This is a genomic window from Bacillota bacterium (assembly GCA_018333655.1).
GTDB lineage: Bacteria > Bacillota > UBA994 > UBA994 > UBA994 > BS524.
The window spans coordinates 44,812-70,249 of the sequence record JAGXTJ010000044.1; the positions used below are offsets into that span (position 1 = coordinate 44,812).

The window sequence follows — 25,438 nt, forward strand, 5'->3', positions numbered from 1 at the left end:
GTGTTTTTGCAGCGCATAATTTCTTGTTTAAAGTGAAAAAATAGTGTGCGGACGAAAATTTCTGTTTCACTGGGGGCAGGTTGTGCGCACTAGCCAAGAACTGACGGGGCTACCGGTCATTGAACTCTGCCGCGGGCGCAAAGTGGGTGAAGTTTCCGGCGTGCTCTGCGATGCCACTGACAAAAAAGTCTACGCCTTGCTCGTCCATACCGGACACCTGTTTCGCCAGAAAGGCTATATTCGTTGGTCTGATATTTACAGCCTGGGAGCAGATGCGGTTACGGTGCAGCATCTATCCGCGGTTAAAGAGCTCACGGCTGCCACGCCTGCGCCATCCGATTCCTACTTGCAGAAGCAAGTAATGACTACTAGCGGGCAACTCCTTGGGCGTGTCGAGGACATAACTCTCGACCCTAAAACGGGCAGAATTATCGGTTGTGTGTTGACCGATGGACTTATGGGCGACCTACTGCATGGCCGGTCCATAATTCCCTTGGTAGATAATGCCATAATAAACGATGAGCACATGATTGTCCCAGATGAGCCGCGGGGGAGTGAACATGACAAAAAGTTTACGGTGCCCAAACTGCTCTAGTCGTGCATTAGGAAGAGTAGGCGTGGAACAATACTACTGCTGGGAGTGTTGCATCGAGTTCTCCCTAGCCAAGCAGACCGTTACCCTGTACGAAGTGCAAGTAGATGGCAGTCTAGCTTCAATGTCGCCCATGGCAGAGTCTTAACCAATAAAAGAGGGGAGGCGATTTGTGTGAATAGGGGATTTATGGCGGGGATAGTACTCGGTGGTCTTGTCGGCGCGTACTACGGCATACAGATGGTCCGCGGCAATCGATCGCAGCTTAGAAATATGGCCATGCGCCTAGCCAAAAGAGGCAGGCGTGCCCTAGGAAGGGTCGGCACTCGGGCCGAAAGAGCGATGGAAGACGCCGCAGATATGTTGATGGACTGAGTAATACTCAGTCTTTTTTTTCGTAACCTATAGCGTGAAGGCAATCAGTGCCTATAGCGTGAAGGCAATCAGTGCCTTTAGCGTGAAGGCAATCAGTGCCTTTATCGTGAAGGCAAGAAGCGTCAGCAAAGGGGGACTTACATGGATAGAGGGAGGCTCCTGCGAGTCATCACGGCCACGAGCACCATACTGCTCATCGGTCTCACACTGTTCGTGTACCATGATGCTCTTCTAGCTGTCATCACGCCATTTGCCATATCCATTGTTTTGGCCTACCTGTTAATACCGGTAGTAGACTTTCTGAATGCGCATAAAGTACCGCGCGCTGTGGCCATTTTAGTCGTCTACTCGGGTCTGGGTCTCCTTTTCTTTGTGGCGGTGACCACTACCTTGCCCATAATTTTGGCCGAGATGGATAACTTCACGGCCAGAGTGCCGCAGCTGGCCGTGACTTTGACCAGTCTGTTTATGCAACTAGAGGAACTCTTTCACCGCTTAAACCTGCCTCCCGTCCTGCATTACGCCATCTTAGAAAACATAGCCCGCAGCAAGAGTATTTTCTTGGGTTGGCTAGACCAAGCCGTACTGGGACTACTCACCCTGCCGAGCAAACTGTTCTTAATCCTCGTAACCCCTATCGTCACCTTCTATATTCTAAAGGACATTCAGGCCATACGAACTAGCATGCGTGAATTGTTGCCGAGCAGGTATCGGCAGCGCATCTTGCGCTGGCTGGCCCGTATAGACATGACCCTGGGTAGGTGGGTGCGGGGACAAGTCATTGTTGCCTTCTTAGTGGGCCTCCTCACCACCTTAGGCTTAAGGCTCATTGGTCTTGAATATGCCGTACTGCTTGGAACGATCGCGGGCCTGCTTGATGTGGTGCCGTACTTTGGGCCCATCATGGGGGGGGTGCTACCTGTGCTGGTAGGGCTCCTTACTTCACCCGCCATGGGACTCAGGGTTCTCTTGGTCATTATTGTGGTGCAGCAAATCGAGAGCAATTTCATCACCCCCCAAGTTCTTGGTCACTCCTTAAATCTTCATCCCTTAACCATCATCTTCGCCCTGCTCCTCGGGGGGGAGTTAGCTGGTTTTCTAGGCCTTGTTCTAGCCGTCCCTGCCGCCGCCATCATCAAGGTGACTTTACTGCATATCGCCGCACGCACACCTCAGCCTTGACACGGTAGTTCAAGCGACCTATAATGGGCCTATAGACAGGCGATGACGGGTCAGACAAGGTTGTGCGTGCTAAAGAGAGGGTTCTCACGGTGGAAGTGAACCTGCATAGCCTGCCTTGCGGCCAACCCCGAGCCATCGGTTGATGAAGCCGACGCTTGCCCCGTTACCGGCAAAGCTGAGTGACCGTTCACACGGTAAGCAGGGTGGTACCACGAGATTCTCGTCCCTGCAGGGTGAGGGTCTTTTTGTTTTCCAAAAATGAAGGAGGTTTTTGCATGAAATACCAGTCAACCAACGAGTTGCGGCGATCCTTCTTGGAGTTTTTCCGCGACAGGGGCCATACCATTGTGGCCTGTGCCTCTCTTGTGCCCATTGACGACCCCACCTTGCTCTGGATTAACAGCGGGGTGGCTACCCTAAAACCGTATTTTTCTGGGCAAGAAGTGCCCCCCAACCCACGTTTAGCGAGCAGTCAAAAATCTATCCGCACCAATGACATTGACAATGTCGGCCGCACGGCGCGCCACCACACTCTTTTTGAGATGTTAGGCAACTTTTCTATCGGCGAATATTTTAAAGTCGAGGCCATTCGCTGGGCATGGGAGTACCTGACTACTGTTGTTGGCTTTGCCCCCTCCTCGCTGTGGATTACTGTGCACCCCGACGACGAGGAGGCCTTCGACATCTGGACTAAGCAGGTGGGCATCCCGCAGGAGAGAGTAGTTAAGCTGGCAGATAACTTCTGGGATATCGGTCCTGGTCCCTGCGGCCCTAACTCCGAAATTTACTACGACCGCGGCAGTGCCTACGCCTGCCCGAGTCTACAGTGCCTGCCAGGCTGCGATTGCGAGCGCTACTTAGAAATATGGAACCTGGTGTTCTCGCAGTTTAATCATAACGAAGATAACACCTACACCCCACTACCAAAAAAGAACATAGATACCGGCATGGGTCTAGAGCGCCTGGCCTCTGTGGTGCAAGATGTGCCCACTAACTACGGCACCGACCTCTTTATGCCCTATATTCGACATGTAGAGAACTTGTCGGGCCAGTCTTATGCCCAGGCTGAACACAAAATGGCAATGAATATCATAGCCGACCATGTGCGGGCCGTCGTTATGGCTATTTCTGACGGCGCTGCGCCGTCTAACGAAGGACGCGGATACGTCATTCGTCGCTTGCTCCGGCGCGCTGTCCGTTTCGGTCAAACGCTGGGTCTAAGAGAGCCCTTTCTATGCGACATCGTTCCCCTAGTGGCCTCTGTCATGGGCGAACCCTTCCCTGAGCTAGATTCTAAAGTGCCCTACATCTCCCGCGTGGTGCGACTGGAAGAAGAGCGTTTTCTCGAGACTCTAGAGGACGGAACGGCTCTCTTTATGAGTATCGCCAAGGCGGTGCAAAACTCGGCCTCGGGCAAACTAATTACGGGGGAGCAGGCCTTTAAGCTCTACGATACCTTTGGTTTTCCACTGGAGCTTACCGAAGAACTCGCCCTTGAACAGGGCTTAAGCGTAGATCGGGCTGGCTTTACCGAGGCTATGAAGCTGCAGCGGGAGCGCGCCCGTGCGGCACGCGGCGAGCAGGGCGGCGATTTTGGCAAGACCAATCTCTTTCCTGAACTCGCGCCTGTAAAATTTGTCGGTCATAGTAGCGAGGTTGCCTCGGGCACGGTACTCGGGCTCTTGCAGGGCGACAGCGCAGTGTCAGTCTTGCGCCCGGGAGAGCAAGGCGCGGTACTTCTTGACTCTACGCCCTTTTACGCCGAGTCAGGCGGACAAGTTGGCGACCACGGCTTTATTACCTTCCCAGGCGGTAGATTTAAAGTAGGTAGTACGGTTAAGTACTACGGCGAGCAATCCTTGCATGTGGGCGAGCTCGTAGAGGGTACTCTAGCGGTTGGTCAAATTGTCGCTAGCACTGTGACCACAGACCGACGCACCGCCCTGAGGCGTGCCCATACGGCTACCCACCTGCTACAGGCCGCCTTGCGCAGTGTACTAGGCTCACATGTGCAGCAAGCTGGGTCCCTTGTCGAGCCAGACCGTTTGCGTTTTGACTTCTCGCATCTCTCGGCCCTCACTCAGCAAGAAATGCAAGCTGTCGAAGAGCATATTAATGCCAACATCTTGGCGGACCTCTCTGTACTTGGTGCAGAAATGCCACTCTCTGCGGCGAAAGAAAAAGGGGCCACTGCACTCTTTGGTGAAAAGTACGGCGAGACGGTGCGCGTAGTTGAAATTGGTGCTGTCAGTTTAGAGCTGTGCGGCGGCACGCACTTAGAACGCTCAGCGGGTATCGGACTCTGCATTGTCCTAGGTGAGAGTGGTATCGGGGCGGGCCTGCGCCGCGTAGAAGCCGTCACCGGGCTCCTAGCCTACAAGTTAGTGCAAGAGCGCTCGTCACTACTAGTGGAGCTAGCTGAGGCACTCAAAACCACGCCTGATGAGGCGCTAAAAAGGGTGGATGCCTTGCTTGAGCAATGTAAGGAGGCGGAGAGAGAAGCGGCACGCCTGCACGCCAAATTATCTGCTCTCGAAGCTAATGAGTTTATCGAAAACGCAACACTTGTATCTGGTATCAGGGTTATTGCCCGCAAAGTGCATGCCAATGACATGGAAATGCTGCGCTTGACTGCTGACGCCGTCAAGAATAAGCTCCCCTCGGGTGTCATTGTCCTTGGCGCTGTTCACGAGGGTAAAGTCTCTCTCGTCAGCGTGGTCAGTGACGATTTGCCGGTGCGCGGCCTACATGCTGGTAATCTCATTCGTGAGGTCGCTAAGCTTACCGGAGGTAGCGGCGGCGGCAAACCAACCATGGCGCAGGCGGGCGGAAAGATGCCCTCGGCGCTCGAGTCTGCCCTGCAAGCTGTGCCTGACTTGGTCAAGGCCCAGCTCAAAATGTGACAAGCTCATGACAGTATAGCGAGAAAATGGCTAGTATAAGCGGCCAAGAGTTATGATATGTTAAACTAGAAGTGGACATAGGTTGGGAGGTATTTAAGGTGAATGAACGCATGGACGAAACTAAGCTGATTCAGAAAGTAGAGGTAGACCGCAAACAGTTAGTTCGAGAGGTTCTCGAACAAGTGACTGTTGCCCTGCGCGAAAAAGGCTACAACCCGTCATTCCACATTGCAGGCTACCTCTTGTCTGGCGACCCTGCCTACATTACCTACCATAAGCAGGCGCGTAACACCATCCGTCGCGTCGAGCGCGACGAAATCTTGGAGGAACTACTCGATTCCTATCTCAAGTAAAACCAGTCTAGGTACAGTTACTTTGTGCCGGGGTGTCAGTGTATCGCCACTGTGTTTTGGTACACTGACCCTCGGCCCTTTGCAAAAAAACCTCAGCCCCGAGGCGGGTGGCAGGTTGATTAGCCATGCCTATGCACAGGGCATTACCTTTTTTGATACGGCGGAGCTTTACGGCACCTACGCCCATTTACGTGCGGGGCTTGGCAGTAAGATCGGCGAGGTCGTCATCGCCAGCAAAAGCTATGCGGCCGATGCCCCCAGTATGGCCAAGAGCGTGGAGCGGGCCAGAGCCGAGCTTAATCGCGACTACATCGACATTTTTTTGCTGCATGAGCAAGAGTCAGTGCACACGATGAAAGGCCACCGCGAGGCCCTAGACTACCTACTAGACCTAAGAGAAAAGGGTGTAGTTCGTGCAGTGGGTCTATCTACTCACCATGTGGCTGGCGTGCGGGCTGCCTATGGTTGCCCCGATATCGACGTCATACACCCCCTCATAAATCTTTCGGGCATTGGTATTGCCGATGGCACCCGCGAAGAGATGGCCGAGAGTATTCTAGAAGCAGGTCTGGCAGGCAAGGCGGTTTATGCCATGAAAGCCCTGGCCGGGGGGGCGCTCTTTCGTCAGGCCGCCGCCGCCCTTACCTATGTGCGGCAGCTTCCTGGAGTTAAAGCCCTGGCAATTGGCATGGGCAGCATAGCCGATATTGAGGCCAATGTTGCTTTTTTTGCGACTGATGCCTTCCCCCCGTCCTACGCCATGGATGGCGAGAGGGGAGAGCGTAGACTGCTCATTGAGCCATGGTGCGCAGGCTGTGGAGACTGTGTGCCCCACTGCCGTGCGAACTGTCTGGCCGTTAAGGGAGACAAAGTCGAAGTCGACCATAGTCGCTGCACTCTCTGCGGGTACTGCGTCGCGCACTGCAAAGGTTTTTACATGAAGGTGATATAGATGACAGAACAAAGATACATGGGGCTCGATGTCGGAGAAAAAACCATTGGTGTGGCCATTAGCGACCCGCTTGGGTTCACTGCCCAGGGTATTACCGTTATTGCCCGGCAGTCTCTACCTAAAGACCTCGCCCTGCTCAAAAAAATCATCGCTGACTACCAAGTGACCGCTCTAGTCGTGGGCTTGCCGCTATCCTTAAACAACACCTTAGGCCCCCAAGCGGAAAAGGTGAAGTATTTTGTCGCCAAGCTGCAAAAGGAGATACCGCTGCCGCTCGAGTATGCTGACGAGCGGTTCTCGACCACTCTCGCGGAGCGCACCCTTATTGCCGCCGATGTTTCGCGACAAAAACGTAGAGTTGTTATCGATAAAATGGCCGCACAAATAATTTTACAGAGCTTTCTTGACCGCATGGCTTATCGCGCCAAAGGTCAAACTAAAGAGGACGTTTCCGCGACGTTGACTAATCCACGCCCGTGAGATACAATTATAGCTACCATGGCGAAAGAGGTGATTTTTACCAATGAATGAAGAAAGACGCGAAGAAGTTATTGTCCTCACCGATGAGGAAGGTAACGAATACGAGTTTGAGGTAGTACAAGTTCTCGAAGTGGACGGCAACAAGTACGCTGTTCTCTTCCCACTAAATGATGAGGACATCGAAGACGACGAAGCCATCATCATGAGAATCGAAAAGGGCGAAGACGGCGAAGACATCATTGTGGACATCGAAGACGATGCCGAATGGGAAAAGGTAGTTGCCGAGTGGGAGCTCTTCCTCGACGAAGAGGGAGACGACGACTGCGAAGATGACGACGAAGAGGGTCACTCCCATGAAGGTTGCGCCTGCGGCGGCGAGCCCACTAAGAAGTAAAAAAACTCGTAGCGAGAAATCGGGTAGGATATTCCTCACCCGATTTTTTTTGCGTTCTGGTATAATAAATCTTAAGCTTGAGAGGAGGCGTCAGTAGGGGATGAATAGCGAGCGCTTAATGAATTTTGTCCAAACACTAAGGGGTCGCCTAAACAGAGACCTCCCCTTGCGGCAGGCCGTCTATGCCGGCCTGCTCTGTATCGCCCTTGCGACTACCGCCGTCTATGTCGCGCATCTTTACCTGCCCGTGGGTAGCGGCGAAAGTGTGATCATCACCATTCCGCCAGGCAGTACCGTGGCCGCCATCGGTGAGCAACTAGAGGCGCGGGGCATTGTACGCAGTGGGGGCGCTTTTACGCTCTTAGCGCGGGTAAAGGGCCTCGCCTCACAGCTCAAGGCAGGCACTTACGACCTTTCTCCGCACGCGACTTTGGGGGCAGTGTTGGATAAAATAGTCTTGGGGGATGTCATAGATTTAAGTGTCCGCGTTACCATACCCGAGGGGCTGACTTTGCCTAGCATGGGCCTTCTCTTTGAGCAGAGGGGACTTTTTTCGCAGGCAGATTTTTTGGCGGCGGCACAAGCCATAAACCTGCCCTACGAGTATCTTGAGTCTGTGCCACTAGCGGTGCACAATCGCCTGGAGGGCTACCTGTTCCCCGACACTTACTATTTTCCGGTGGCCGTGCGACCAGAGCAGGTCATTAGCACTATGGCGGCCCGCTTTAATGAATTAGTACCCCCACTCTACGCTGCCTCACCCCTCCGCGCGCGCTTTACGCTGCACCAAGTTATAACCATGGCCTCTATCGTCGAAAAAGAAGCTGTTGTGCCCGACGAAAGGCCAGTTATCGCCGGCGTCTTCTACAACCGCCTGCAGAGGAACATGCGGCTTGAATCATGCGCCACCATTCAGTTTCTTCTCGGCACCCCGCGCACCCTGCTCTATGCCGATTTAGAGATTGTCTCGCCGTACAATACCTATCGTAACCTCGGTCTGCCACCCGGCCCTATCGCGAACCCGGGCCTTGCCGCTATCAGGGCTGCGCTAGAGCCAGCCCCTACTGCCTACCTGTTCTTTGTGGCCCGACGCGATGGTACACACATTTTTAGCCCTACCTACGAACAACACCAAGCCGCCATAAGGCAAGCACGTCGCTAGAGGGAGGAACAAACTATACTACCTGAACTTTTAGCCCCTGCCGGAACACTCGAGAAAATGATCTTCGCCCTCAAGTATGGGGCCGATGCGGTCTACGCCGCCGGCCCCCAGTTTGGCTTGCGGGCTTTTGCCGGTAACTTCACCCTACCTGAATTAAAAGAGGGCATCCACTTAGCTCACAAACTAGGGCGCAAAGTCTACATTACGGTCAATATCATGCCCCACAACGACGACCTAGTGGGTTTGCCAGAGTACTTAGAGACTATTCAGGCTCTAGGTGCCGACGCCATTATCTTGAGCGACCCCGGGGTGCTCCTCCTGGCCAAGCAGTATGCCCCCCGCCTTAGTCTCCATCTTAGTACCCAGGCCAACACCGTAAACTATGCTGCCGTACGTTTTTGGCAGGCCCAGGGCATTAAGCGGGTTATCTTGGCGCGCGAACTAAGTGCGCGCGAAATTGCCGAAATTCGCCGCGCCGCCCCAGAGATGGAACTCGAGATCTTTGTGCACGGCGCCATGTGTATTTCTTACTCTGGGCGCTGCCTGCTCAGCAACTACATGACCGGCCGTAATGCCAATAAAGGCGAATGTGCCCACCCCTGCCGCTACCAGTACTCTCTCGTCGAGCAGAAGCGTCCTGGCCAGTTCTTTGACATAGAGGAGGACGACAGGGGTAGCTACATCATGAACTCCAAAGATCTCAGCCTTTTTAAGCACTTGGGTGAGATTTTGCCGCTTGGTCTCGAGGGCCTTAAAATTGAGGGTCGTATGAAGAGCGTTCATTATGTTGCTACGGTCACCCGCGCCTACCGCCTCGCCCTAGACGCCTTAGCCAGAGGGGTAGCGCCACCCGTAGACCTAGAGCGCGAGCTATTTCAAGTCAGCCACCGTGACTACACCTCTGGTTTTTTTGTCGCCAAGCCAGAGGCTCGCGACCATAACTACGAGGGGGCCAAAGAGAAAGGCGAGGCGCAGTTTCTCGGCATCGTGCGTGGTTACTCGCCCCTCCATGGCCTACTCATTGAGCAACGCGGCCATTTCAAAGTGGGCATGAAGGCCGAAATCATTGGTCCGCAGAGCGGCCCCTACCCACTCACCATCGAAAGCATAGTAGACAGCGAGACCTTGCTTCCCACCGATGCTGCTCGCCACGCACAGCAACTCGTCTATGTTCCGCATCAGGGTGCTGTAGAAGAATACTCTATAGTCCGCACTGCTTAAAAAGAACCTTGTCACTTCCCACACCGGTACTGGCACAGAGATCCTCACTCCCGCATATACTGGGGAATCAACTAGAGAGGAGATCAGATGTGCCGATACTAGCTTTGCTGGCTAAGTTGCTAGGTTGGGCCGGGGAATGGCAGTTACTTGTTTCATATGTCTCTAACAATTCCTTTCCGCAACCCCTGACCGAAGAAGAAGAGCGCACCCACCTTAAGGCGTTTAAGAATGGCGGAGACAAAAGGGCTCGCAAAATACTCGTCGAGCACAATTTGCGCCTGGTGGCCCACATCGTGAAAAAATACGAGGCCAACCGTGACGATGTGGAGGATCTCATCTCCATCGGTTCCATCGGCTTAATCAAGGGTGTTGACACCTTCGACATGGCGAAAGGTACTAAGTTGGCCACTTACGCCGCGCGCTGTATTGAGAACGAAATACTGATGTACTTGCGTGGATTAAGAAGACTTAGACACAATATCTACATCCGGGAGCCTATCGGCATCGATAAAGAAGGTAATGAAATCACCATGCTCGAGACGCTGGCCAGTGATGACGTGCCCATTCCAGACACAGTTGAAACAGCCCTACAACAAGAAAAATTGCAGGAACTTCTCGCGAGGCTACCGCGACGGGAGCGTATGGTCTTAATGCTCCGCTTTGGCCTGGTCGACAATGTACGGCTCACCCAGCGCGAAGTGGCTAAGCTGCTTAATATTTCGCGTTCCTATGTGTCGCGAATTGAGAAAAAGGCCATGCAAGACCTGCTCGCCGAGGTGAGCAAGGAGGGCGGATTTTAGCCCTAAGGTAAGAAGTCAATTTTCGGAGGTGTCGTTTTGCAGTCCCTGCTCTTGCCCAAGCTCTATGTTGACAGCATTTACCACATTGACCTCGACGATCTCAAGGCGCGCGGCATTGACACCATCGTCACTGACCTCGACAACACTCTCGTGCCCTGGGCAGAGTCTGAGGTTAACCAAAGCCTACTCGACTGGCTCGCCGAGGTGCAGAAGAGAGGCTTCAAGATTTGTCTTTTGTCTAATGCCTTGGAACAGCGCCTCGCTCATTTTCGTACCGCCATGGGCGTGCCGGGGCTTAGCAAGGCTAACAAACCAAGCCGTCGCGCCTTTTTGCAGGCACTAGAGATGCTCGGCAGCCAGCCTAGAGAAACGGCCATGATTGGCGACCAAGTGTTCACCGACGTGCTCGGTGGCAATCGTCTGGGGCTGTACACCATCCTCGTTGTGCCTCTCTGTCGGCAGGAATTTATTGGTACACGCATCTTACGTCTCTTGGAGCGCCTTGTTATCCGTAAACTTTTGCGTGGTAGTGAGGGCAGCCAGCGAAAGTAGCTCTAGGTCATGGCTGAGGTGGAATGAACTACTAGGCAAAGGACGTGTTCTGTGGTTCGTAAAAAGTTAGGGGAAATACTGCTTGACGAGGGCCTCATCACCCGCGCTCAGCTTGAGCTCGGGCTTGCTCACGGAGGGGGAGGGCGCTTAGGCGAAGCTTTGGTGGCGCTTGGCTTTGTCGCGCCAGAACAAATTGCCCGCACTCTTGCCAAGCAGTTTGGCTTGCGTTTCGCCAGTTTAAGAGAGGTCACTTTTGATCCGGAGGCAGTGCGGCTCTTAAACGCGCGCACGGCTCGCCGCTACAAAGTTGTGCCCGTTTCTCGCGAGCCCAAAAAGTTCACCATTGCCATGAGCGACCCGCTCAATGTGCTCGCCATCGACGATATTCGGCTGATTACGGGCCTGTCGGTCGAAGTAGTGGTCATGAGTTCCACCGACATCGACCGTGCCCTCGCTCGCCTGTACCCCGAAAACCAGACGCCTGCCGACGAAGTGGGTGAAACGGCGCCGGCCGCCGATGCCGCACCCGTGGTGCGCCTAGTCAGCAACCTGATCGCCCAGGCGGTCAGGGAACGAGCCAGTGACATACATCTCGAGCCCCAAGAAGAAGGCACCCGCGTGCGTTTTCGCATTGACGGCTTGCTCCACGATATCACCCGTATAGATAAAGAACTATCTTTGCCGGCGGTTTCGCGCCTGAAGATTATGGCGGGGCTAGATATTTCAGAGCGCCGTTTGCCGCAGGACGGCAGCCTGCGCTTTACCGACCTTAAAGAGCCGCTAGATGTGCGCATGTCATCTCTGCCCACCATCAGCGGAGAGAAACTGGTACTGCGCCTGTTGCGCTCCGGCAGCGCTAAGTTGACACTGGCCCAGGTGGGCCTGGCCGAAGGCCCCCGGCAGCAACTAGAAACGATGCTTAAGAGCGCTTACGGCATGGTGTTAGTGACAGGGCCTACAGGCAGTGGCAAGACCACCACTCTTTACTCGGCACTAGGCCTGCTGCATACCTCCGACCGCAATATCATGACGGTGGAAGACCCGGTGGAGTTTCGCGTGGTGGGCATCAACCAGGTAGCTGTCAATGCCCGCATCGGTCTTACTTTTGCCAATGTGCTGCGCTCCCTGGTTCGTCAAGACCCGGATATTATTATGGTCGGCGAAATACGTGACAGCGAGACGGCAGATATTGCCATTCGCTCGGCCCTCACGGGGCACTTGGTCTTGTCTTCGCTCCATACCAATGACGCGCCAAGCACCATCACCCGCTTAGTGGACATGGGTGTAGAGCCTTTCTTGGTCGCCTCGGCCTTGCTCGGTATCGTGGCGCAGCGCCTAGTGCGCCGTCTTTGCGACCACTGCAAAATTGCTAAACCTCTTAAAGCAGGGTCGCCACAACTTATCGCCCTTGGTCTTGACACCAAGACAGAGCAGATGTTTTATTTACCAAAAGGTTGTGAGCACTGTAATGGCGAAGGTTACAAAGGACGTCTTGGTATTTTTGAGGTGCTGCCCATTACGGAGGAACTACGTGAAATGATCTCCAGACGCGCCACCTTAGGGGAGCTAAGGCGTCAAGCAGAGCTTATGGGCATACAAACATTTCGGCAAGACGGCCTGCGCAAAGCCGAGATGGGGGCTACCACCATCAGCGAAGTCTTGCGCATGACCTACCAGGAGGGATAGCATGTCGGAGAATACATGGCAAGTTGACGAGCTCCTGCGCCAAGCTAGTCTGGCGCGCGCGTCCGATGTTCACTTTACGGTGGAGTTGCCGCCTATGCTTCGCATCGACGGGGAACTTAAGCCCGTGCCGGGCTTGCCGGTGCTAAAGCCACCCGATACGGAACGGGTGTTGCTAGAAGTTTTGACGGAGCTACAGCTCGCCGAGTACAGGCTACAAGGCAGCGTCGATTTCTCGCGCAGCCTGCCTGGCGTGGGCCGCTTTCGCGTCAATGCCTACCGGCAGCGCCATGCCGCGGCCTTGGCCCTGCGCCTTATACCCATCGGCATCCCTAGTCTCGGCAGCCTCGGCCTGCCTCGGGTCGTCAGTGAGCTGGCCCGCAAGCACGCGGGGTTAGTCATTGTCACCGGCCCAACGGGTAGCGGCAAATCGACAACCTTAGCCGCCATGCTCGGGCAAATAAACTCCGAGGAGTCGCTCCACATCTTGACCCTAGAAGACCCCATTGAGTTTTTGCATCGCCATAACAAAGCCATGGTTAATCAGCGCGAAGTAGGCCCCGACACCCCTTCTTTTGCCGCCGGGTTGCGCGCCGCCCTGCGCGAAGACCCCGATGTCATCTTGGTGGGCGAAATGCGCGACTACGACACCACGCAAATCGCCATCAGCGCCGCCGAAACAGGGCATCTTGTGCTTACTACCCTGCATACGCCTTCGGCCTCGCAGACCATTGACCGCATTATCGATATCTTCCCCCCGCATCAGCAGTCGCAGGTGCGCATTCAGCTCGCGGCTTCGCTGCAGGGTGTGGTGGCGCAGCAGCTGCTGCCGCGCGCTGACGGGCCGGGCCGGGTGGCCTGCGTCGAGGTGCTCCTTGCTACGCCCGCCGTGCGCAACCTTATTCGCGAGGGCAAGACGCATCAGCTGCCTTCTATCATCCAGACTAACTCGCGCCTAGGTATGGTGACCATGGACACGTCGCTGCGCGATTTGCGCCAACGGGGTATCATCAGCCAGGAGACATACGAAGTCTACTCGCAAGAGCATACCCTGATGAAGATTCTGGAATAGGGGGGAGGTTTGTGCCGATTCTCTATGACTACCGCGCCCGCTCGGCGCAGGGGCAGCAGTTGCGGGGCCAAATCGAGGCCGAGTTCGAGCATGAGGCCCTGCATAAATTGCAGGAGGGCGGCTTAGTGGTTGTGCACCTCGAGCAGAGCCGCGATATAAAGACCTACTTTTCGCGCGACAGTAAGGGCAACTTTGTTCTCTTCCCCCAGGCGGTCACTCCGAAGGACCTCGCCATTATGTCGCGCCAACTCGCCGTACTGTATGGCGCCGGGGTGAGTATTTTGCAGAGCCTACGCACTGTGGCGCAGCAGACCCGCAATGACCGCCTAAAGGGTATAATGAAGCAGGTAGCGGCAATGGTGGAGGCAGGGCATGGCATGGGCGAGAGCATGAAACGTTTTCCTGATGTTTTCCCCGCGCTGCTCTACAACATGGTGGCGGCCGCTGAAGTCTCCGGCGCGTTAGAAGCAGTCTTAAACCGCGCCGCCGAGTACTTTGAGCGCGACTACGAGCTAGAGCAAGAAATTAAGTCGGCCCTTAACTACCCCAAAATGGTATTTATCGCGCTCTTCTTAGTCGGGGGCTTTCTTATCACCTTCGTCGTGCCGAGCTTTGCCGGGGTCTTTGCCATGCTGGGGGCAGAGCTGCCCCTGCCCACCCGCATACTTATGGGGGCGGGCGATTTTATGCAAGTGTACTGGGTATGGCTCCTTCTCACCATATTTCTCGCTGTAATCGGGGTCAAGATCTATGCCCGCACCAAGCCCGGACAAATCGCCATGGATAATTTAGACCTGCGCTACCCCATACTCGGTGACATCACCAAGAAGCAGTTAGTCTCGCGTTTTTGCCGCAGTCTGGCCACGCTATCGCGGAGCGGCGTGCCCATCATACCCGCCCTAGCCCTCGTACGACAGACTCTCGGCAACTCCGTAATCAGCGAGTCGCTGCGCCCCGCACAAGAGGCGGTGCGCATGGGCGAGCCGGTAGCCCGCCAGCTCGAAAAAACCGGCTACTTTCCGCCCCTCGTCATCCAAATGATCAGCGTGGGCGAGGAAACAGGTAACTTTGACCAAATGCTCGAAAAATCCTCCGACTTTCTCGACTCCGAAATACGGCACACCACCGACAACATGACCCAGCTGCTCGAGCCAATTATCATCGCCTTCCTCGCCCTTGGCGTCGGCTTCATCCTCATCGCTATCGTCATGCCCATGTTCGACACCTTCACCCTCATAAACTAAATATCTTGCCATAAAAAGCAGGAATTCATACTTTAATGTCGTAATAAATCTCTGATATCACCCTATCACTAGAACTTATAAGGAGGGACTATTAATGAAACTACACCATAAATCTCGCCAAAGCGGTTTCACCCTTATCGAACTCCTCGCCGTCGTCGCCATCCTCGGCATCCTCGCCGGCATCGCCATCCCCCGCGTCCTCGGAGGGCTCGAAAACGCCCGCACTAGCGCCAACAATGCCAACCTCGCGTTGTTACAATCTGCCGTAGAACGGTGGGCTTTCGACAATAATCCCACAACGCTAGCGGGTACAACCGGCTGGGATCGCCTAACAGCGCTTGCTGCGGATGGATTAGTCAGTACGCCGGCCACAACTGCGACAGCTGGGCACTTTATTATGCGTGCACCTCTCGAACCCTATCTCGGAAGGTTTCCAAGCCACCCAACCGCAAATCATCACTACAGGATCCAATTAGTGCTCGTCACCGGCACTGTATACCGGGCAACGGTTATCTCTGGACCATAATGCTGTATAGACGCTAGGGCCCGAGGTCGCCTCGGGCCTTTTCCCCACATCCAATCCATCTCACTCCACAAACACTTTTCTCTTGCTTCTATTTTCTTGCCTCTATCCTCTTGCTTCTTGCTTCCAACCTCCAACCTCCAATTAAGGTGGTGTTCCCATCACAACCCTACTCTGGCTCCTCGTGGGCTCCTTTTTTAACGTCGTCATACACCGCTTGCCCCGCGGCGAGAGCATCGCCTTCCCCGCCTCGCACTGTGTGCACTGCGGGGTGCGGCTCTCTGCCAAGGAGCTCATCCCTTTCTTCTCTTACGCCTGGCAAAGGGGGCGTTGCCGGCATTGCGGCAAGCCCATCTCTTTACGTTACCCCTTGGTCGAACTATTGACGGCGGTGTTGCTCACATTACTCTGGTACTTGCACCAGGGTGGGCCGGCGGTTTATGCCTACCTAGCCTTCACCTCTCTTCTAATTGTGATTAGCTTTATCGACTACGACCATTTTTTAATACCCGACCAACTGCTCGTTGCCGGGCTTGGCGTGTGGTTGCTACAGCAACTTTTTCTTCCCTTTATTGCCTGGCCGCTGGCTTTGGCAGGTGGGGCCCTGGCTTTTGCCATGATGCTTGTTATCTACGTGCTCTCGCGCGGGGGCATGGGCTTTGGCGATGTGAAACTGGCGGGGCTTATTGGGCTCTACCTCGGCACGCCGCTGGCCATGCTTTCGCTCTTTCTCGCCTTTGTCCTCGGGGCGGGCATCGGCCTCTTGCTCCTCGCCTCGGGTCTAAAAAAGCGGAAGGACGCCCTGCCTTTTGGCCCTTTCTTGGCTGTCGGCGCGTTCTTAGCCATGGTCTGGGGGCCGCAATTTATCACTTGGTATCGAATCTTTTTTGGACTGTAGGGGTGCCGTATGTTGCAGGGTACACAGCGAGGCTTTTCGCTCATAGAGGTACTGGCAGCGGTGGCGATCTTGGCCTTAGTCGCGCTACCGCTACTTGGCATGTTTACAGCCGCCATGCAGGCTGGGCATGCGGCGCAACTTGGTACCTTGGCAACTCTCCATGCCCAGCAGCTGATGGAGGAAACGATTGCCGGGACGGTAAGCCCTCTAAGCGGCACGATTCCCTTTGGCACTGTCAGTAACTTCTTTTCTTTTTCGAGAAGTATCGTGGATGACCCAACGGGCCTGCGACTGATTACTATTACTATTACTGTTAGTTGGACGGAGGCGCGCGGTCCGCGCTCCTACAGGGTGGTGACTTTGGTTGAATAGGCAGTCGGGCATGACTTTAATGGAACTAACCGTTGGCATTGCCATCATTGCCCTAGTCGCAGTCACCGCCGGCTCTATGTTTGTGGCGGGCATGCGTAGCTTTCAGGCGCGCCATGTCGGCAATGTGGTCATGGCTGACCTGCGCTTCGCCATGGAGGTGGTGGCTAGTGATTTGCGGGCAGCCACCCAGATCTCCCCACTTAATAGTCCTGGGGTTAGTCAAATTCAATTTATACGTCCAAGCGATACTGTGTGGCGCGGCTACCACATTAGCGACCGAACATTGTGGCTTACGCAGACCAGTGCTGCACCGCATTCGCTTGCTGCTAATGTGGCTTCGCTCACCTTTGCCATTGAGCCAACAGCCATTAGCATTACTATGACCAGTGTTACCTCAGTAGATGGAGTAACCGGCAGTGGCTTGCCGCTGACTTTGACCACGCGTGTAATGAGGCGTAACTAGAACGGGGGGCTATGCTAGGGATGCGGACTTTGCCAGGCAAGCAAGCCGGGGGCTTTACTCTTATTGAGTTACTGGTAGTCGTAGCCCTACTTGCCCTCATCGCGGGGATGGCTGTGCCGCGTGTTTCTGCTATCTTGCTCGATCTAAGCTTAATCGCCGAGGCAAGATATGCCCACTCCCACGCGCAGGCTGTGCGCCAGTTCGCCATTATGCGCGGCAGTGCGGTAAGTATACACTATTTTAGCTCTGCCCCGGCCCGGATTCTAGTAATCGACCCTCAGTCAGGGGTAGCGGTATCAGAGTTTACAGAGCGCATTTTACCGGCTGGTTTCCGACTCGAACCCGTTTTACATGGCTCAAAAGTTGTGACCTTTAACGCGCGGGGCGAGGCAACATGGCATCCCTCTGCCGCGCAATTGATTGTTATCCGTGCGCCACATGGGCAGACGCGCAGCTTACGCTTTCACAGTGCGGGGCGAATTATGTTTTTAAACCCGTAGAGAAGGGTAGTTTATTGCTTAATGCCCTTTGTTTGCGTGGTGTCGTGATAGGAGGTACCTGTGCTAATGTCTTTTTTTACTGCCAGTAATGCCTGGCTGTACTTAGTCGCTTTGTTACTGCTGCTGCTCGTCGCGGGGTATTCTCTCTTGCGCTTACGCTCCAGCACCAGAACAACCCTTGGCATTGACGTTGGCAATGCCCAAATTAAGATCGCGGAGTTAAGTGTGGGTAGGCGACCGGCCTTACTGCGCTACGCGATTGTGCCCACCCCTCCGGATGCGGTTCATAATGGCGTGGTTAAAGACGGAGAAGCTTTGGTACTCGTTATTGCTGATGCCATCGCTAGCGCTGGCTTTCGTTCGCGACGTTGTACGGCAGTGTTAACGGGGCAGAATCTGCTGCTACGGCATATTGAGCTACCTGCTATGCCTACCGCGGAATTGCGTCAGGCTATAAAGTGGCAGTTTGAGCAATTTTTTCAGATTCGCCTAGCGGAGATGCTCACTGACTACCAAGTTATCTCGGCTGGCCCCGGGCAGCCCTCTACCGTCCTCCTTGTGGCCATGCAACGCGAGCCGATTATGTCCTTGGTAGACCACTTGCGGCGCGCCGGTCTTGTCGTTCTGGGCGTGGACATTGAGTCGCTGGCTGTGCAGCGCGCCATCGGCTTAACGCAGAGCGCGGACAAAACTAAGGTCACGGAAGCCGCGGTAGACTTTGGTGCGGGTACGACCAATGTAAGCATTTACCATCAAGGGCTACTGCAGGCCAGTCGTATATTAAACATCGGGGGCAATGACTTTACCAGTGCCATTGCCGCGTACTTTGACTTAGACCACGATTCGGCCGAGGCCCTTAAATTACGCCATGGGCTGGCCACGGCGAGCGAGATTGGGCCCGCTGTAGCAGCAGTGCGAGACCGCTTGTTTGGCGAAATCTACAAGACCCTAGACTTTTATTTTACGGAACATCGCGAGCAAAAATTGGCCAAGCTGACTATTGTCGGCGGGGGCAGTAATATGGCGGGCCTAGCCGTGCAAATTGACCATTTTTTAGGCGAAAACCAGGCCATGCTACTGGATACTTTTTCTGTAGAGCTACTTAACCCCCTGCATTTTGTGGAGCACAAGCTGGGGGAAGAGGAGGCCAAGCTGCTAGGGCCTGCGCTAGCCGTAGCCATTGGACTGGCGCTTGAAGAGGTGGTGACGCGATGAAAGTAAATTTACTGCCACTAGAGATGAGGCGGCGGAGTGACTTAAGCCCGTACCAGCGCTACCTAGGTGGTTTTGTCGCGGCATTGGTGCTCCTACCCATGCTCTACACCCTGATGGTGTACCTAGATACCAATCGCTTAAGCCGTGAAGAGGCAGCTTTAGAGGCGCGTCTAGAAGTGCTGCGCCCCTTGGAGGGGCTACTCGCCGAGCGAAATACCTTGGCGCAAGAGGTGCAGGTATTACGGCAGGCGATGGCGGCGCGCGAGAAATTTGCGCCAAGTATTTACCTAGAGGAGATGCTTAAGTTACTGCCCCCGCAGACTATTTTGGCTGATCTTGCGCTCGACCGCGAGACCTTGCGCTTTAGCGGCACCCTCGGCAGTTATACCGAGGCCGCCTACTTGCTGGTCTTGTTTGAGTCGTCACCTCTTTTTGCCAACCCTGTACTTTCACATTTGACCGCGGATGAGGCGGGGTTTGCTTATGACTTTACAGTAGAGCTTGCGGGGGGTGAGGAGTGATGAAAGTAAACATCAGTCCGCGCGAAAAGCGGCTGCTGGCGGGGCTACTCACGTTCGTGCTCTTTTTAAGCTACTACCTCTTTGTTTTAGAACCCTTGCTGGCACGGCAGGCCAGACTACAAACGAGCATTGCTGACAAAAGGATAGAAGTACAGCGCCTGCAGCCGCTCGAAGCACAGGCGCCACAGCTACGGCAAGAAATTACCGCGCTAGAGAGCGACTTAGCGGCTTTGCAGGACTTAGGGCGGCCACTGCCCTTGCCCGATGTGCTAGTTACTTTGGAGCGCTTGGCAGAGACATGGCAAGTGGAGCTCGAGGCACTTGGTCTGCAGGGGGTTGTCCCTGAGACGGGTGGGGCACTTAACTTGCGGTTTAGCACGCAGTATGCCTCCTTTAGTGGTTTTCTGCTCGACTTAGAGCGGCTCGACCACAGCTTCTTGCTTTCATCTCTACGCCTTGCCTCGACCGGAGTGGCGGTCGATGTTGACCTTGCTTTTAGCATCTTTAGTGGTGTCATACCGCCCCGCGACGATATCTTAGTACCATGGCGACTTTCGCCCTTTAATACACGGAGGTAGACTTGTTGTATGGCAAGCTGTTCGGCTTACACTTACTGCGATAGGGCCGCCTGCTTTTCTGCGGGTGGCTTTTCTGTATACTTATTGTATGTGTAGGCGCACGTGAGAGCTAGTCGGTAAAGGGGGAGTTTTATGAAAATTATTCTCATTGGCATGATGGGTAGCGCTAAGAGCACCGTGGGGAGGCTTCTCGCGGCACAACTTCATTGTCCGCTTCTCGATCTAGACAACATGATTGAAGAGCAGTGCCAGCAAGCTATATATGAGATTTTTGCCGAGCGCGGAGAGGGCTATTTTCGCCAGCTCGAGGCAGCTGCCATGCTGAAGCTAGCCGCCCAGGCCGGGCCGGCGGTGATTTCACTTGGTGGGGGAGCCATACTGAACAGCACGGCCATGGACGTACTTAAAGACACAGGGCGAGTGATTTACTTGCGCGCTACTCCAGCACATCTGGCCAAACGCCTAGCCTACAGTGCCGAAAAGCGCCCCCTGCTGCTAGATGCCCCGGATCAGCTCGCTCGCCTTACCGATATTCTTGCCCTGCGGCGCCACATCTACGAGCACTATGCCCATTTAATCCTTGATTCCGACAACAAGAATAGTGCCGCTCTCGCTGCCGAAATTTTGCAGTGGTGTAGCAGTGCCGATGCTCTTAGTTAAAGGCCCTACAGTACAAAAACTACGCGGTGGGGCATGCAGGATTTTCTTACCTACCTAGAGAAAGTTCTTGTAGTTAAAGATGCAATCAAGGAGGTATTTCTGTTGCCGAATGTCTTAGTTATACATGGCCCTAACTTGAATATGTTGGGGCAGCGCGAAAAGCGCATTTACGGCACAACCACTTTGCCCGAGTTAAACAACATGCTCATGGCCGCAGCCACGGCTTTGCAGTGGGACGTCAGTATAGTGCAGAGTAACTCTGAGGGTGATATTGTAACCGCCATTCATGAAGCCTGCGGTCACTACGAATGTATTATTATTAATCCTGCTGCCTACACACACTACAGCATCGCCATACGCGATGCTATCGCCGCCTGTTCTGTGCCCACGATTGAGGTTCATCTATCCAATATCTACCAGCGTGAGGAATTTCGGCATAAATCCGTTATCGCTCCGGTCAGCGTAGGGCAGATTAGTGGTTTTGGCCCCTATGGGTATGTACTGGCCCTGCATGCCGCCGCTAATCTTATCGGCACCTCTCCGGCGATACAAAGTTAGTAGCTCTGCTGGTTGTTAAGCGAAATTATACCAATTTGAGGGGGGAATTATAAATGAACTCGCGACTAGAGAAACTACGCCTAGCACTGCCCGAGGACGTCGACGCCCTGCTTATCTTAAAGCCCGACAACCGCACATACATCAGTGGCTTTACCGGCTCTAATGCCTTTGTGGTCGTAGGCCGAGAGGCAGCCATCTTGCTCACAGACTTCCGTTATGTCGAGCAAGCCACCTTGGAGTGCCCCGATTTTACCGTTAGTGATTATGCCCCGGTTATGACTGACAGCTTAAACGCCGCTCTTGCCGCCGCGAACATTAAGTCGCTGGCCTTTGAGAGTGATTTTGTTACCGTCAGCCAGCATGAAATGCTGCAGGAGAAACTCACGGCAAGGCTACTACCCACTACTGGTCTGGTGGAAAACTTGCGCCAGGTAAAAGACGCCGCTGAAATCGAGGCCATGCGTCAGGCGGCCCTTATCGCTGAAGCAGCTTTGGCCGAGGTCTTGCCTCTTATCAAGGTCGGGGTCAGTGAAAAATATATCGCTCTAAACCTCGAGTTCGCTCTGCGACGCCTTGGGGCTTCACGCCTGCCCTTTGATATTATAGCCGCCTCTGGGCCTCGCTCGAGCCTGCCCCATGGTCGGGCCACAGAACGTCTCATAGAATGCGGAGATTTCTTGACGCTTGACTTTGGCGCTGTGTACAATGGTTATTGCTGCGACATGACCCGCACCTTTGTCGTGGGTGCAGAGCCTACACCCGAACAGAGTAAAGTGTATGGCACAGTGCTCGAGGCGCAACTAGCGTCACTGGCCGCCATTAGACCGGGAATGATCGGCCGCGAGCTAGACCAAGTAGCGCGCGATATCATCACCGCGCACGGCTATGGTGAGAGGTTTGGGCACGGCCTAGGACATGGGGTGGGTCGCGCCGTGCACGAAGGACCTGGTGGAGGCAGTAAATCCGAAGACAAGTACCTCCCCGGCATGGTCATCACCATTGAACCCGGCATCTACTTGCCGGAATGGGGTGGGGTGCGCATTGAAGACATGGTGCTCATCACGGATGACGGCTACAAGAACTTTAACAGCTACCCCAAGGCACTGACTCGCGTCGGCTAGTCAAAGAGCAGTAAAGCCCTATATTTAGGAGGATGCAGCAATGATTTCAACAAGCGAATTTCGTACGGGCCTGACGGTGGAAATAGATGGTGTGGTCTACCAAATCATCGACTTCCAGCACGTCAAACCCGGTAAAGGGGCGGCCTTTGTGCGCGCCAAGCTAAAAAATGTCATGACTGGCGGCGTGCAAGAGATGACTTTTCGCGCGGGTGAAAAAGTGAACCGTGCTCATGTGGAACGCCGCACCATGCAGTACCTCTACGATACGGGCGATTTCTACACTTTTATGGACACCGAGAACTATGAGCAAATGAATGTCAATCACGCCACTATCGGGGACGACATCAAATACCTGAAGCCCAATGAGAATATTAGTCTACTTATGTACCAGGAAAGAGTAATGGGGGTTGAGCTGCCTTTCTATGTGGAGCTCACCGTTGCCGATACCGCCCCCGGCTACCGCGGCGACACCGCCACGGGGGGCAGTAAACCAGCCACTATGGAGACAGGCTTAGTTATCAATGTGCCCTTCTTTATCAATGTCGGCGACAAACTGCGCATTGACACGCGCACCAAGGAATATCTCGATCGGGCTTAATTTGTGGGAGGTGCCTCTACATGCTGTTGACAGGCGACCAATTGCGCCAGATTTTTGCTCATACCTCTCCCTTTACGGCGAACGGAACATTAAAGCCGGAAGGAGAGCGCGTGACCCTGCTCGCCGCTAATGCCAATTTCCCCCTCGAGCTACAATTTCGCGCCTTCGCCATGGCTGCAGCAGCAGGCGATTGTTCTCCCATCATTGTGCAGATTAGCCAAAATTCTGCCGAAGCCGCCGCCGGAGACCCTGGCAAGGTTCCGCCCCTTAAAGGTGTAGAGCACTACAGCCCGGATACTAATGTCGTGCTAGGCGCGCAAATTGCTGCGGCCCAACTTGCCCGCTACGCGCGCGAGTACAACGCGCCCTATGTCGCGCTTTCGCTCGACCACTTTAAAGTGCCGTCCTTTCCGCAGGCAGAGCCGCCACAGGTTGCTGGGCTCTCTTACGAGCTGGCCGAGGCCAAGGTGCAGCATGCCCTTGACCATATGCGGCCCGTGTTTGGTGCAGAAGCAGAGCTAGATATCCGCACGCGCGAGCTCTACTGCCACTACCTCTTAAGCCCCGCCTATGTGCGCTTTAAGCGCGATTTTGCCCGCATTGTGGAGTTGGTGCGCCCCGCATGGGGTATGATTGATACCGAGCACCTGCCGCCCGCCCTTGATTTTGTGGTGACGCGCGACATTCGCGATACAGTGCGCCACCTAGTCGGCAATGAGGAGATTATTATCGAAGCGGAGTTTGGTGCGACTGGCACAAGTGGGCAAGCCCTAGACTACAAGAAACTTAGGGGCGCGGAGTTAGATCATTTTGCGGCACAGGTAGTCTCTTTCATTCAATATACAGGTGCCGATGCCATCGCCTACCCCATCGGCATGGAACATGCCGCCAAAAAAGATAAGCGTCATGAACCAGATATAGAGAGGATAGAGGTAGTACAGACGGCACTCTACCAAGCCCTTGGCCGGTACATACCTTTTGCTCAGCATGGGGGTTCGGGTGCGGCTAAAATTGCCCGTGGTCTCGTAGGCAAGAACAATGTCAATACCCATTTTCTCGTGGAGGGCTCACTCGCGGTAGGAGAGTACGCGGTCGCCCATATTGAAGCCATACGGGCCGGCGACAAAAAATACTGCGGCCCGGCCATCTTCACCCAGTACATGCAGGCGGTAGCGGCAGGTGCTCTAGGCAAGCTTAAAGAAACAGGCAGCCTTAATTTGGGCAAGCAGCTTCGAGAGCACATGTCACTAGCCACACGTAAGCTACCCCGGGCCTCAGTAGGTACACCTATGGGGGCATATGACGAGTAAGGGAGGTTCTGTAGGTGGTTGTACAGATTCCGCGTCCCACCATTGAGCGTCTGCCCCTTTACTTACGCTGTCTTACACGTCTAGCTAGTAGTGGGGTGGAAGTGGTCTCTAGCGAGGAACTTGGCAAATTACTTGCCATCACCTCAGTGCAAATTCGCAAAGATTTGGCCTATTTCGGCGAGTTCGGGCGCAGGGGAGTCGGCTACGATGTTTCTTCCTTGCTCGCGCAAGTTTCGCAAATTCTCGGTGTCGACCGAGCGCGCAAACTGGCCCTGGTTGGGGTGGGGCACCTTGGTCAAGCTCTCGCCAACTATGACGGTTTTCGTGAGCATGGCTTCAATATTTCGGCCGTTTTTGATGCTGACCCGAGCAAAATCGGGCTTACCATTGCCGGGCAGCGCGTTTTGCCGGTGCATCGCATCGGGGAGATGCTGCCCCAGATAGGTGTGGAAATGGCTATTCTCGCCGTACCGGCCCATGCTGCGCAAAAAGTTACCGACGCCCTGGTGCAGGCTGGCATCAAGGCCATCTGGAATTTTGCTCCGGTGCGGCTAATCGTGCCCGACCATGTCGAAATACGCCAAGAAAACATGATTGTCGGCCTACTCGCACTGTCTTACTACTTAGCGCAACGGGGCAAGTAACCAATATTTTGCTTAACCAGCGCTCTGGCGCTGGTTAAGTCTTTGCCCAAAACAGTGTTGACCATGTATAAAACCCATGCTACAATTACAACTGGACAAAGTGATATTTTTCACAAAGACTAAATCATCTGACAAATCATGTGCGAGGTGGGACACCCATGTTAACAGTTGCCGAACTTAACGAGATCAGATCCCGAGTGAGAAAACAGCTGCGCGTGCGTACCAATGGTTCAGCGGTGAAAGTCATTATTTCTGCTGGGACTACGGCTATTGCTGCCGGTTCACGCGCTATTATGGCTGCTGCCCTCGACGAAATTGCTACTAAGGGGCTCTCTACCGTGCAAGTTGAGCAACGTGAAATTGATGTCTTAGCAACCGAACAACCAGCGGTCATTATTTTAGCTCATGACGAAGAGATCTTAGTGAAGAACTGCACGCCAGATATGCTGCGTGAGCTCATGCAAAAAGCCGCGCAACAAAACGGCGAAGTAGCCGATTCCTAATATACGATA

At 54.4% G+C, this 25,438-nt stretch carries 31 protein-coding genes; all 31 read left to right on the forward strand.

What is annotated here, in order from left to right; translation table 11 throughout:
• Positions 1-82 precede the first annotated feature (82 nt).
• The 31 genes from KGZ92_08225 to KGZ92_08375 all read left to right on the forward strand — a co-directional run bounded on the left by KGZ92_08225 (position 83) and on the right by KGZ92_08375 (position 25,429).
• Positions 83-595, forward strand: coding sequence for a PRC-barrel domain-containing protein (locus KGZ92_08225; protein ID MBS3889253.1), 513 nt, complete (start codon positions 83-85; stop codon positions 593-595).
• Positions 561-740: a hypothetical protein gene (locus tag KGZ92_08230; GenBank protein MBS3889254.1), complete on the forward strand. Its 180-nt coding sequence runs from the start codon at positions 561-563 to the stop codon at positions 738-740. Before KGZ92_08225 ends, KGZ92_08230 begins: the two co-directional genes overlap by 35 nt.
• 26 nt (positions 741-766) lie before the next feature.
• A complete protein-coding gene (locus KGZ92_08235) occupies positions 767-967 on the forward strand; it encodes a hypothetical protein (GenBank protein ID MBS3889255.1) in 201 nt (66 codons plus the stop codon).
• A 141-nt stretch (positions 968-1,108) separates the two neighbouring features.
• Positions 1,109-2,149 (forward strand): AI-2E family transporter, encoded by a 1,041-nt coding sequence (locus KGZ92_08240; GenBank protein ID MBS3889256.1) that lies wholly within the window; start codon positions 1,109-1,111, stop codon positions 2,147-2,149.
• Positions 2,150-2,424: 275 nt separating this feature from the next.
• A complete protein-coding gene (gene alaS, locus KGZ92_08245; GenBank protein MBS3889257.1) occupies positions 2,425-5,052 on the forward strand; it encodes an alanine--tRNA ligase in 2,628 nt (875 codons plus the stop codon).
• A gap of 110 nt (positions 5,053-5,162) precedes the next feature.
• Complete coding sequence (locus KGZ92_08250; protein ID MBS3889258.1) at positions 5,163-5,405, forward strand: IreB family regulatory phosphoprotein; 243 nt, start codon at positions 5,163-5,165, stop codon at positions 5,403-5,405.
• Positions 5,395-6,357 carry an aldo/keto reductase gene (locus tag KGZ92_08255; protein ID MBS3889259.1) on the forward strand — a complete coding sequence of 321 codons (963 nt, stop codon included), beginning with the start codon at positions 5,395-5,397 and terminating at the stop codon, positions 6,355-6,357. The genes KGZ92_08250 and KGZ92_08255 overlap by 11 nt, the downstream gene beginning before the upstream one ends.
• Entirely contained in the window at positions 6,358-6,837 is a 480-nt protein-coding gene (gene ruvX / locus KGZ92_08260) for a Holliday junction resolvase RuvX (GenBank protein MBS3889260.1), read from the forward strand. It begins immediately after the preceding gene.
• 43 nt (positions 6,838-6,880) lie between these two features.
• Complete coding sequence (locus tag KGZ92_08265; protein ID MBS3889261.1) at positions 6,881-7,231, forward strand: DUF1292 domain-containing protein; 351 nt, start codon at positions 6,881-6,883, stop codon at positions 7,229-7,231.
• A 100-nt stretch (positions 7,232-7,331) separates the two neighbouring features.
• Positions 7,332-8,393: an endolytic transglycosylase MltG gene (mltG, locus tag KGZ92_08270; protein MBS3889262.1), complete on the forward strand. Its 1,062-nt coding sequence runs from the start codon at positions 7,332-7,334 to the stop codon at positions 8,391-8,393.
• A gap of 57 nt (positions 8,394-8,450) precedes the next feature.
• Positions 8,451-9,614 carry a U32 family peptidase gene (locus KGZ92_08275; GenBank protein MBS3889263.1) on the forward strand — a complete coding sequence of 388 codons (1,164 nt, stop codon included), beginning with the start codon at positions 8,451-8,453 and terminating at the stop codon, positions 9,612-9,614.
• An 89-nt stretch (positions 9,615-9,703) separates the two neighbouring features.
• Positions 9,704-10,414 (forward strand): RNA polymerase sporulation sigma factor SigK, encoded by a 711-nt coding sequence (gene sigK / locus KGZ92_08280; protein ID MBS3889264.1) that lies wholly within the window; start codon positions 9,704-9,706, stop codon positions 10,412-10,414.
• A gap of 36 nt (positions 10,415-10,450) precedes the next feature.
• On the forward strand, positions 10,451-10,966 hold the full coding sequence (locus KGZ92_08285) for a YqeG family HAD IIIA-type phosphatase (GenBank protein MBS3889265.1): 516 nt from the start codon (positions 10,451-10,453) through the stop codon (positions 10,964-10,966).
• Positions 10,967-11,017: 51 nt separating this feature from the next.
• Positions 11,018-12,652, forward strand: a complete 1,635-nt coding sequence (gene tadA / locus KGZ92_08290) for a Flp pilus assembly complex ATPase component TadA (GenBank protein ID MBS3889266.1) — start codon at positions 11,018-11,020, stop codon at positions 12,650-12,652.
• A 1-nt stretch (position 12,653) separates the two neighbouring features.
• Entirely contained in the window at positions 12,654-13,721 is a 1,068-nt protein-coding gene (locus KGZ92_08295; GenBank protein ID MBS3889267.1) for a type IV pilus twitching motility protein PilT, read from the forward strand.
• Positions 13,722-13,732: 11 nt separating this feature from the next.
• A complete protein-coding gene (locus KGZ92_08300) occupies positions 13,733-14,965 on the forward strand; it encodes a type II secretion system F family protein (protein MBS3889268.1) in 1,233 nt (410 codons plus the stop codon).
• Between the two features lie 94 nt (positions 14,966-15,059).
• Complete coding sequence (locus KGZ92_08305) at positions 15,060-15,491, forward strand: prepilin-type N-terminal cleavage/methylation domain-containing protein (GenBank protein ID MBS3889269.1); 432 nt, start codon at positions 15,060-15,062, stop codon at positions 15,489-15,491.
• A 157-nt stretch (positions 15,492-15,648) separates the two neighbouring features.
• Positions 15,649-16,386: a prepilin peptidase gene (locus tag KGZ92_08310; GenBank protein ID MBS3889270.1), complete on the forward strand. Its 738-nt coding sequence runs from the start codon at positions 15,649-15,651 to the stop codon at positions 16,384-16,386.
• Positions 16,387-16,395: 9 nt separating this feature from the next.
• A complete protein-coding gene (locus KGZ92_08315; GenBank protein MBS3889271.1) occupies positions 16,396-16,758 on the forward strand; it encodes a prepilin-type N-terminal cleavage/methylation domain-containing protein in 363 nt (120 codons plus the stop codon).
• Positions 16,751-17,221, forward strand: a complete 471-nt coding sequence (locus KGZ92_08320; protein MBS3889272.1) for a prepilin-type N-terminal cleavage/methylation domain-containing protein — start codon at positions 16,751-16,753, stop codon at positions 17,219-17,221. Before KGZ92_08315 ends, KGZ92_08320 begins: the two co-directional genes overlap by 8 nt.
• A gap of 20 nt (positions 17,222-17,241) precedes the next feature.
• Positions 17,242-17,721 carry a prepilin-type N-terminal cleavage/methylation domain-containing protein gene (locus KGZ92_08325; GenBank protein ID MBS3889273.1) on the forward strand — a complete coding sequence of 160 codons (480 nt, stop codon included), beginning with the start codon at positions 17,242-17,244 and terminating at the stop codon, positions 17,719-17,721.
• A 66-nt stretch (positions 17,722-17,787) separates the two neighbouring features.
• The gene (gene pilM, locus KGZ92_08330; GenBank protein MBS3889274.1) at positions 17,788-18,936 is read left to right on the forward strand and encodes a type IV pilus assembly protein PilM; all 1,149 of its coding nucleotides are present in this window, start codon (positions 17,788-17,790) and stop codon (positions 18,934-18,936) included.
• Positions 18,933-19,457: a hypothetical protein gene (locus tag KGZ92_08335; protein ID MBS3889275.1), complete on the forward strand. Its 525-nt coding sequence runs from the start codon at positions 18,933-18,935 to the stop codon at positions 19,455-19,457. Before pilM ends, KGZ92_08335 begins: the two co-directional genes overlap by 4 nt.
• Positions 19,454-20,035, forward strand: coding sequence for a type II secretion system protein M (locus tag KGZ92_08340; protein MBS3889276.1), 582 nt, complete (start codon positions 19,454-19,456; stop codon positions 20,033-20,035). The genes KGZ92_08335 and KGZ92_08340 overlap by 4 nt, the downstream gene beginning before the upstream one ends.
• A 132-nt stretch (positions 20,036-20,167) precedes the next feature.
• Positions 20,168-20,695, forward strand: a complete 528-nt coding sequence (locus KGZ92_08345) for a shikimate kinase (protein ID MBS3889277.1) — start codon at positions 20,168-20,170, stop codon at positions 20,693-20,695.
• 102 nt (positions 20,696-20,797) lie between these two features.
• A complete protein-coding gene (aroQ, locus tag KGZ92_08350) occupies positions 20,798-21,253 on the forward strand; it encodes a type II 3-dehydroquinate dehydratase (protein ID MBS3889278.1) in 456 nt (151 codons plus the stop codon).
• Between the two features lie 53 nt (positions 21,254-21,306).
• Positions 21,307-22,374: an aminopeptidase P family protein gene (locus KGZ92_08355; protein ID MBS3889279.1), complete on the forward strand. Its 1,068-nt coding sequence runs from the start codon at positions 21,307-21,309 to the stop codon at positions 22,372-22,374.
• Positions 22,375-22,414: 40 nt separating this feature from the next.
• The gene (gene efp, locus KGZ92_08360; protein MBS3889280.1) at positions 22,415-22,972 is read left to right on the forward strand and encodes an elongation factor P; all 558 of its coding nucleotides are present in this window, start codon (positions 22,415-22,417) and stop codon (positions 22,970-22,972) included.
• A 20-nt stretch (positions 22,973-22,992) separates the two neighbouring features.
• On the forward strand, positions 22,993-24,282 hold the full coding sequence (locus KGZ92_08365) for a class II fructose-bisphosphate aldolase (protein ID MBS3889281.1): 1,290 nt from the start codon (positions 22,993-22,995) through the stop codon (positions 24,280-24,282).
• A gap of 14 nt (positions 24,283-24,296) precedes the next feature.
• A complete protein-coding gene (locus KGZ92_08370; protein ID MBS3889282.1) occupies positions 24,297-24,926 on the forward strand; it encodes a redox-sensing transcriptional repressor Rex in 630 nt (209 codons plus the stop codon).
• A 158-nt stretch (positions 24,927-25,084) separates the two neighbouring features.
• Positions 25,085-25,429, forward strand: a complete 345-nt coding sequence (locus KGZ92_08375; GenBank protein ID MBS3889283.1) for a hypothetical protein — start codon at positions 25,085-25,087, stop codon at positions 25,427-25,429.
• Positions 25,430-25,438: the final 9 nt, after the last annotated feature.

Coding starts and splice junctions, on each gene's coding strand:
- KGZ92_08375 (MBS3889283.1), top strand. CDS start 25,085: ATGTTAACAGTTGCCGAACTTAACGAGATCAGATCCCGAGTGAGAAAA.
- efp (MBS3889280.1), top strand. CDS start 22,415: ATGATTTCAACAAGCGAATTTCGTACGGGCCTGACGGTGGAAATAGAT.
- KGZ92_08325 (MBS3889273.1), top strand. CDS start 17,242: ATGCGGACTTTGCCAGGCAAGCAAGCCGGGGGCTTTACTCTTATTGAG.
- KGZ92_08365 (MBS3889281.1), top strand. CDS start 22,993: ATGCTGTTGACAGGCGACCAATTGCGCCAGATTTTTGCTCATACCTCT.
- alaS (MBS3889257.1), top strand. CDS start 2,425: ATGAAATACCAGTCAACCAACGAGTTGCGGCGATCCTTCTTGGAGTTT.
- KGZ92_08230 (MBS3889254.1), top strand. CDS start 561: ATGACAAAAAGTTTACGGTGCCCAAACTGCTCTAGTCGTGCATTAGGA.
- ruvX (MBS3889260.1), top strand. CDS start 6,358: ATGACAGAACAAAGATACATGGGGCTCGATGTCGGAGAAAAAACCATT.
- mltG (MBS3889262.1), top strand. CDS start 7,332: ATGAATAGCGAGCGCTTAATGAATTTTGTCCAAACACTAAGGGGTCGC.
- KGZ92_08335 (MBS3889275.1), top strand. CDS start 18,933: ATGAAAGTAAATTTACTGCCACTAGAGATGAGGCGGCGGAGTGACTTA.
- KGZ92_08240 (MBS3889256.1), top strand. CDS start 1,109: ATGGATAGAGGGAGGCTCCTGCGAGTCATCACGGCCACGAGCACCATA.
- KGZ92_08315 (MBS3889271.1), top strand. CDS start 16,396: ATGTTGCAGGGTACACAGCGAGGCTTTTCGCTCATAGAGGTACTGGCA.
- KGZ92_08345 (MBS3889277.1), top strand. CDS start 20,168: ATGAAAATTATTCTCATTGGCATGATGGGTAGCGCTAAGAGCACCGTG.
- KGZ92_08355 (MBS3889279.1), top strand. CDS start 21,307: ATGAACTCGCGACTAGAGAAACTACGCCTAGCACTGCCCGAGGACGTC.
- KGZ92_08305 (MBS3889269.1), top strand. CDS start 15,060: ATGAAACTACACCATAAATCTCGCCAAAGCGGTTTCACCCTTATCGAA.
- KGZ92_08250 (MBS3889258.1), top strand. CDS start 5,163: ATGGACGAAACTAAGCTGATTCAGAAAGTAGAGGTAGACCGCAAACAG.
- KGZ92_08295 (MBS3889267.1), top strand. CDS start 12,654: ATGTCGGAGAATACATGGCAAGTTGACGAGCTCCTGCGCCAAGCTAGT.
- KGZ92_08275 (MBS3889263.1), top strand. CDS start 8,451: ATGATCTTCGCCCTCAAGTATGGGGCCGATGCGGTCTACGCCGCCGGC.
- pilM (MBS3889274.1), top strand. CDS start 17,788: ATGTCTTTTTTTACTGCCAGTAATGCCTGGCTGTACTTAGTCGCTTTG.
- KGZ92_08265 (MBS3889261.1), top strand. CDS start 6,881: ATGAATGAAGAAAGACGCGAAGAAGTTATTGTCCTCACCGATGAGGAA.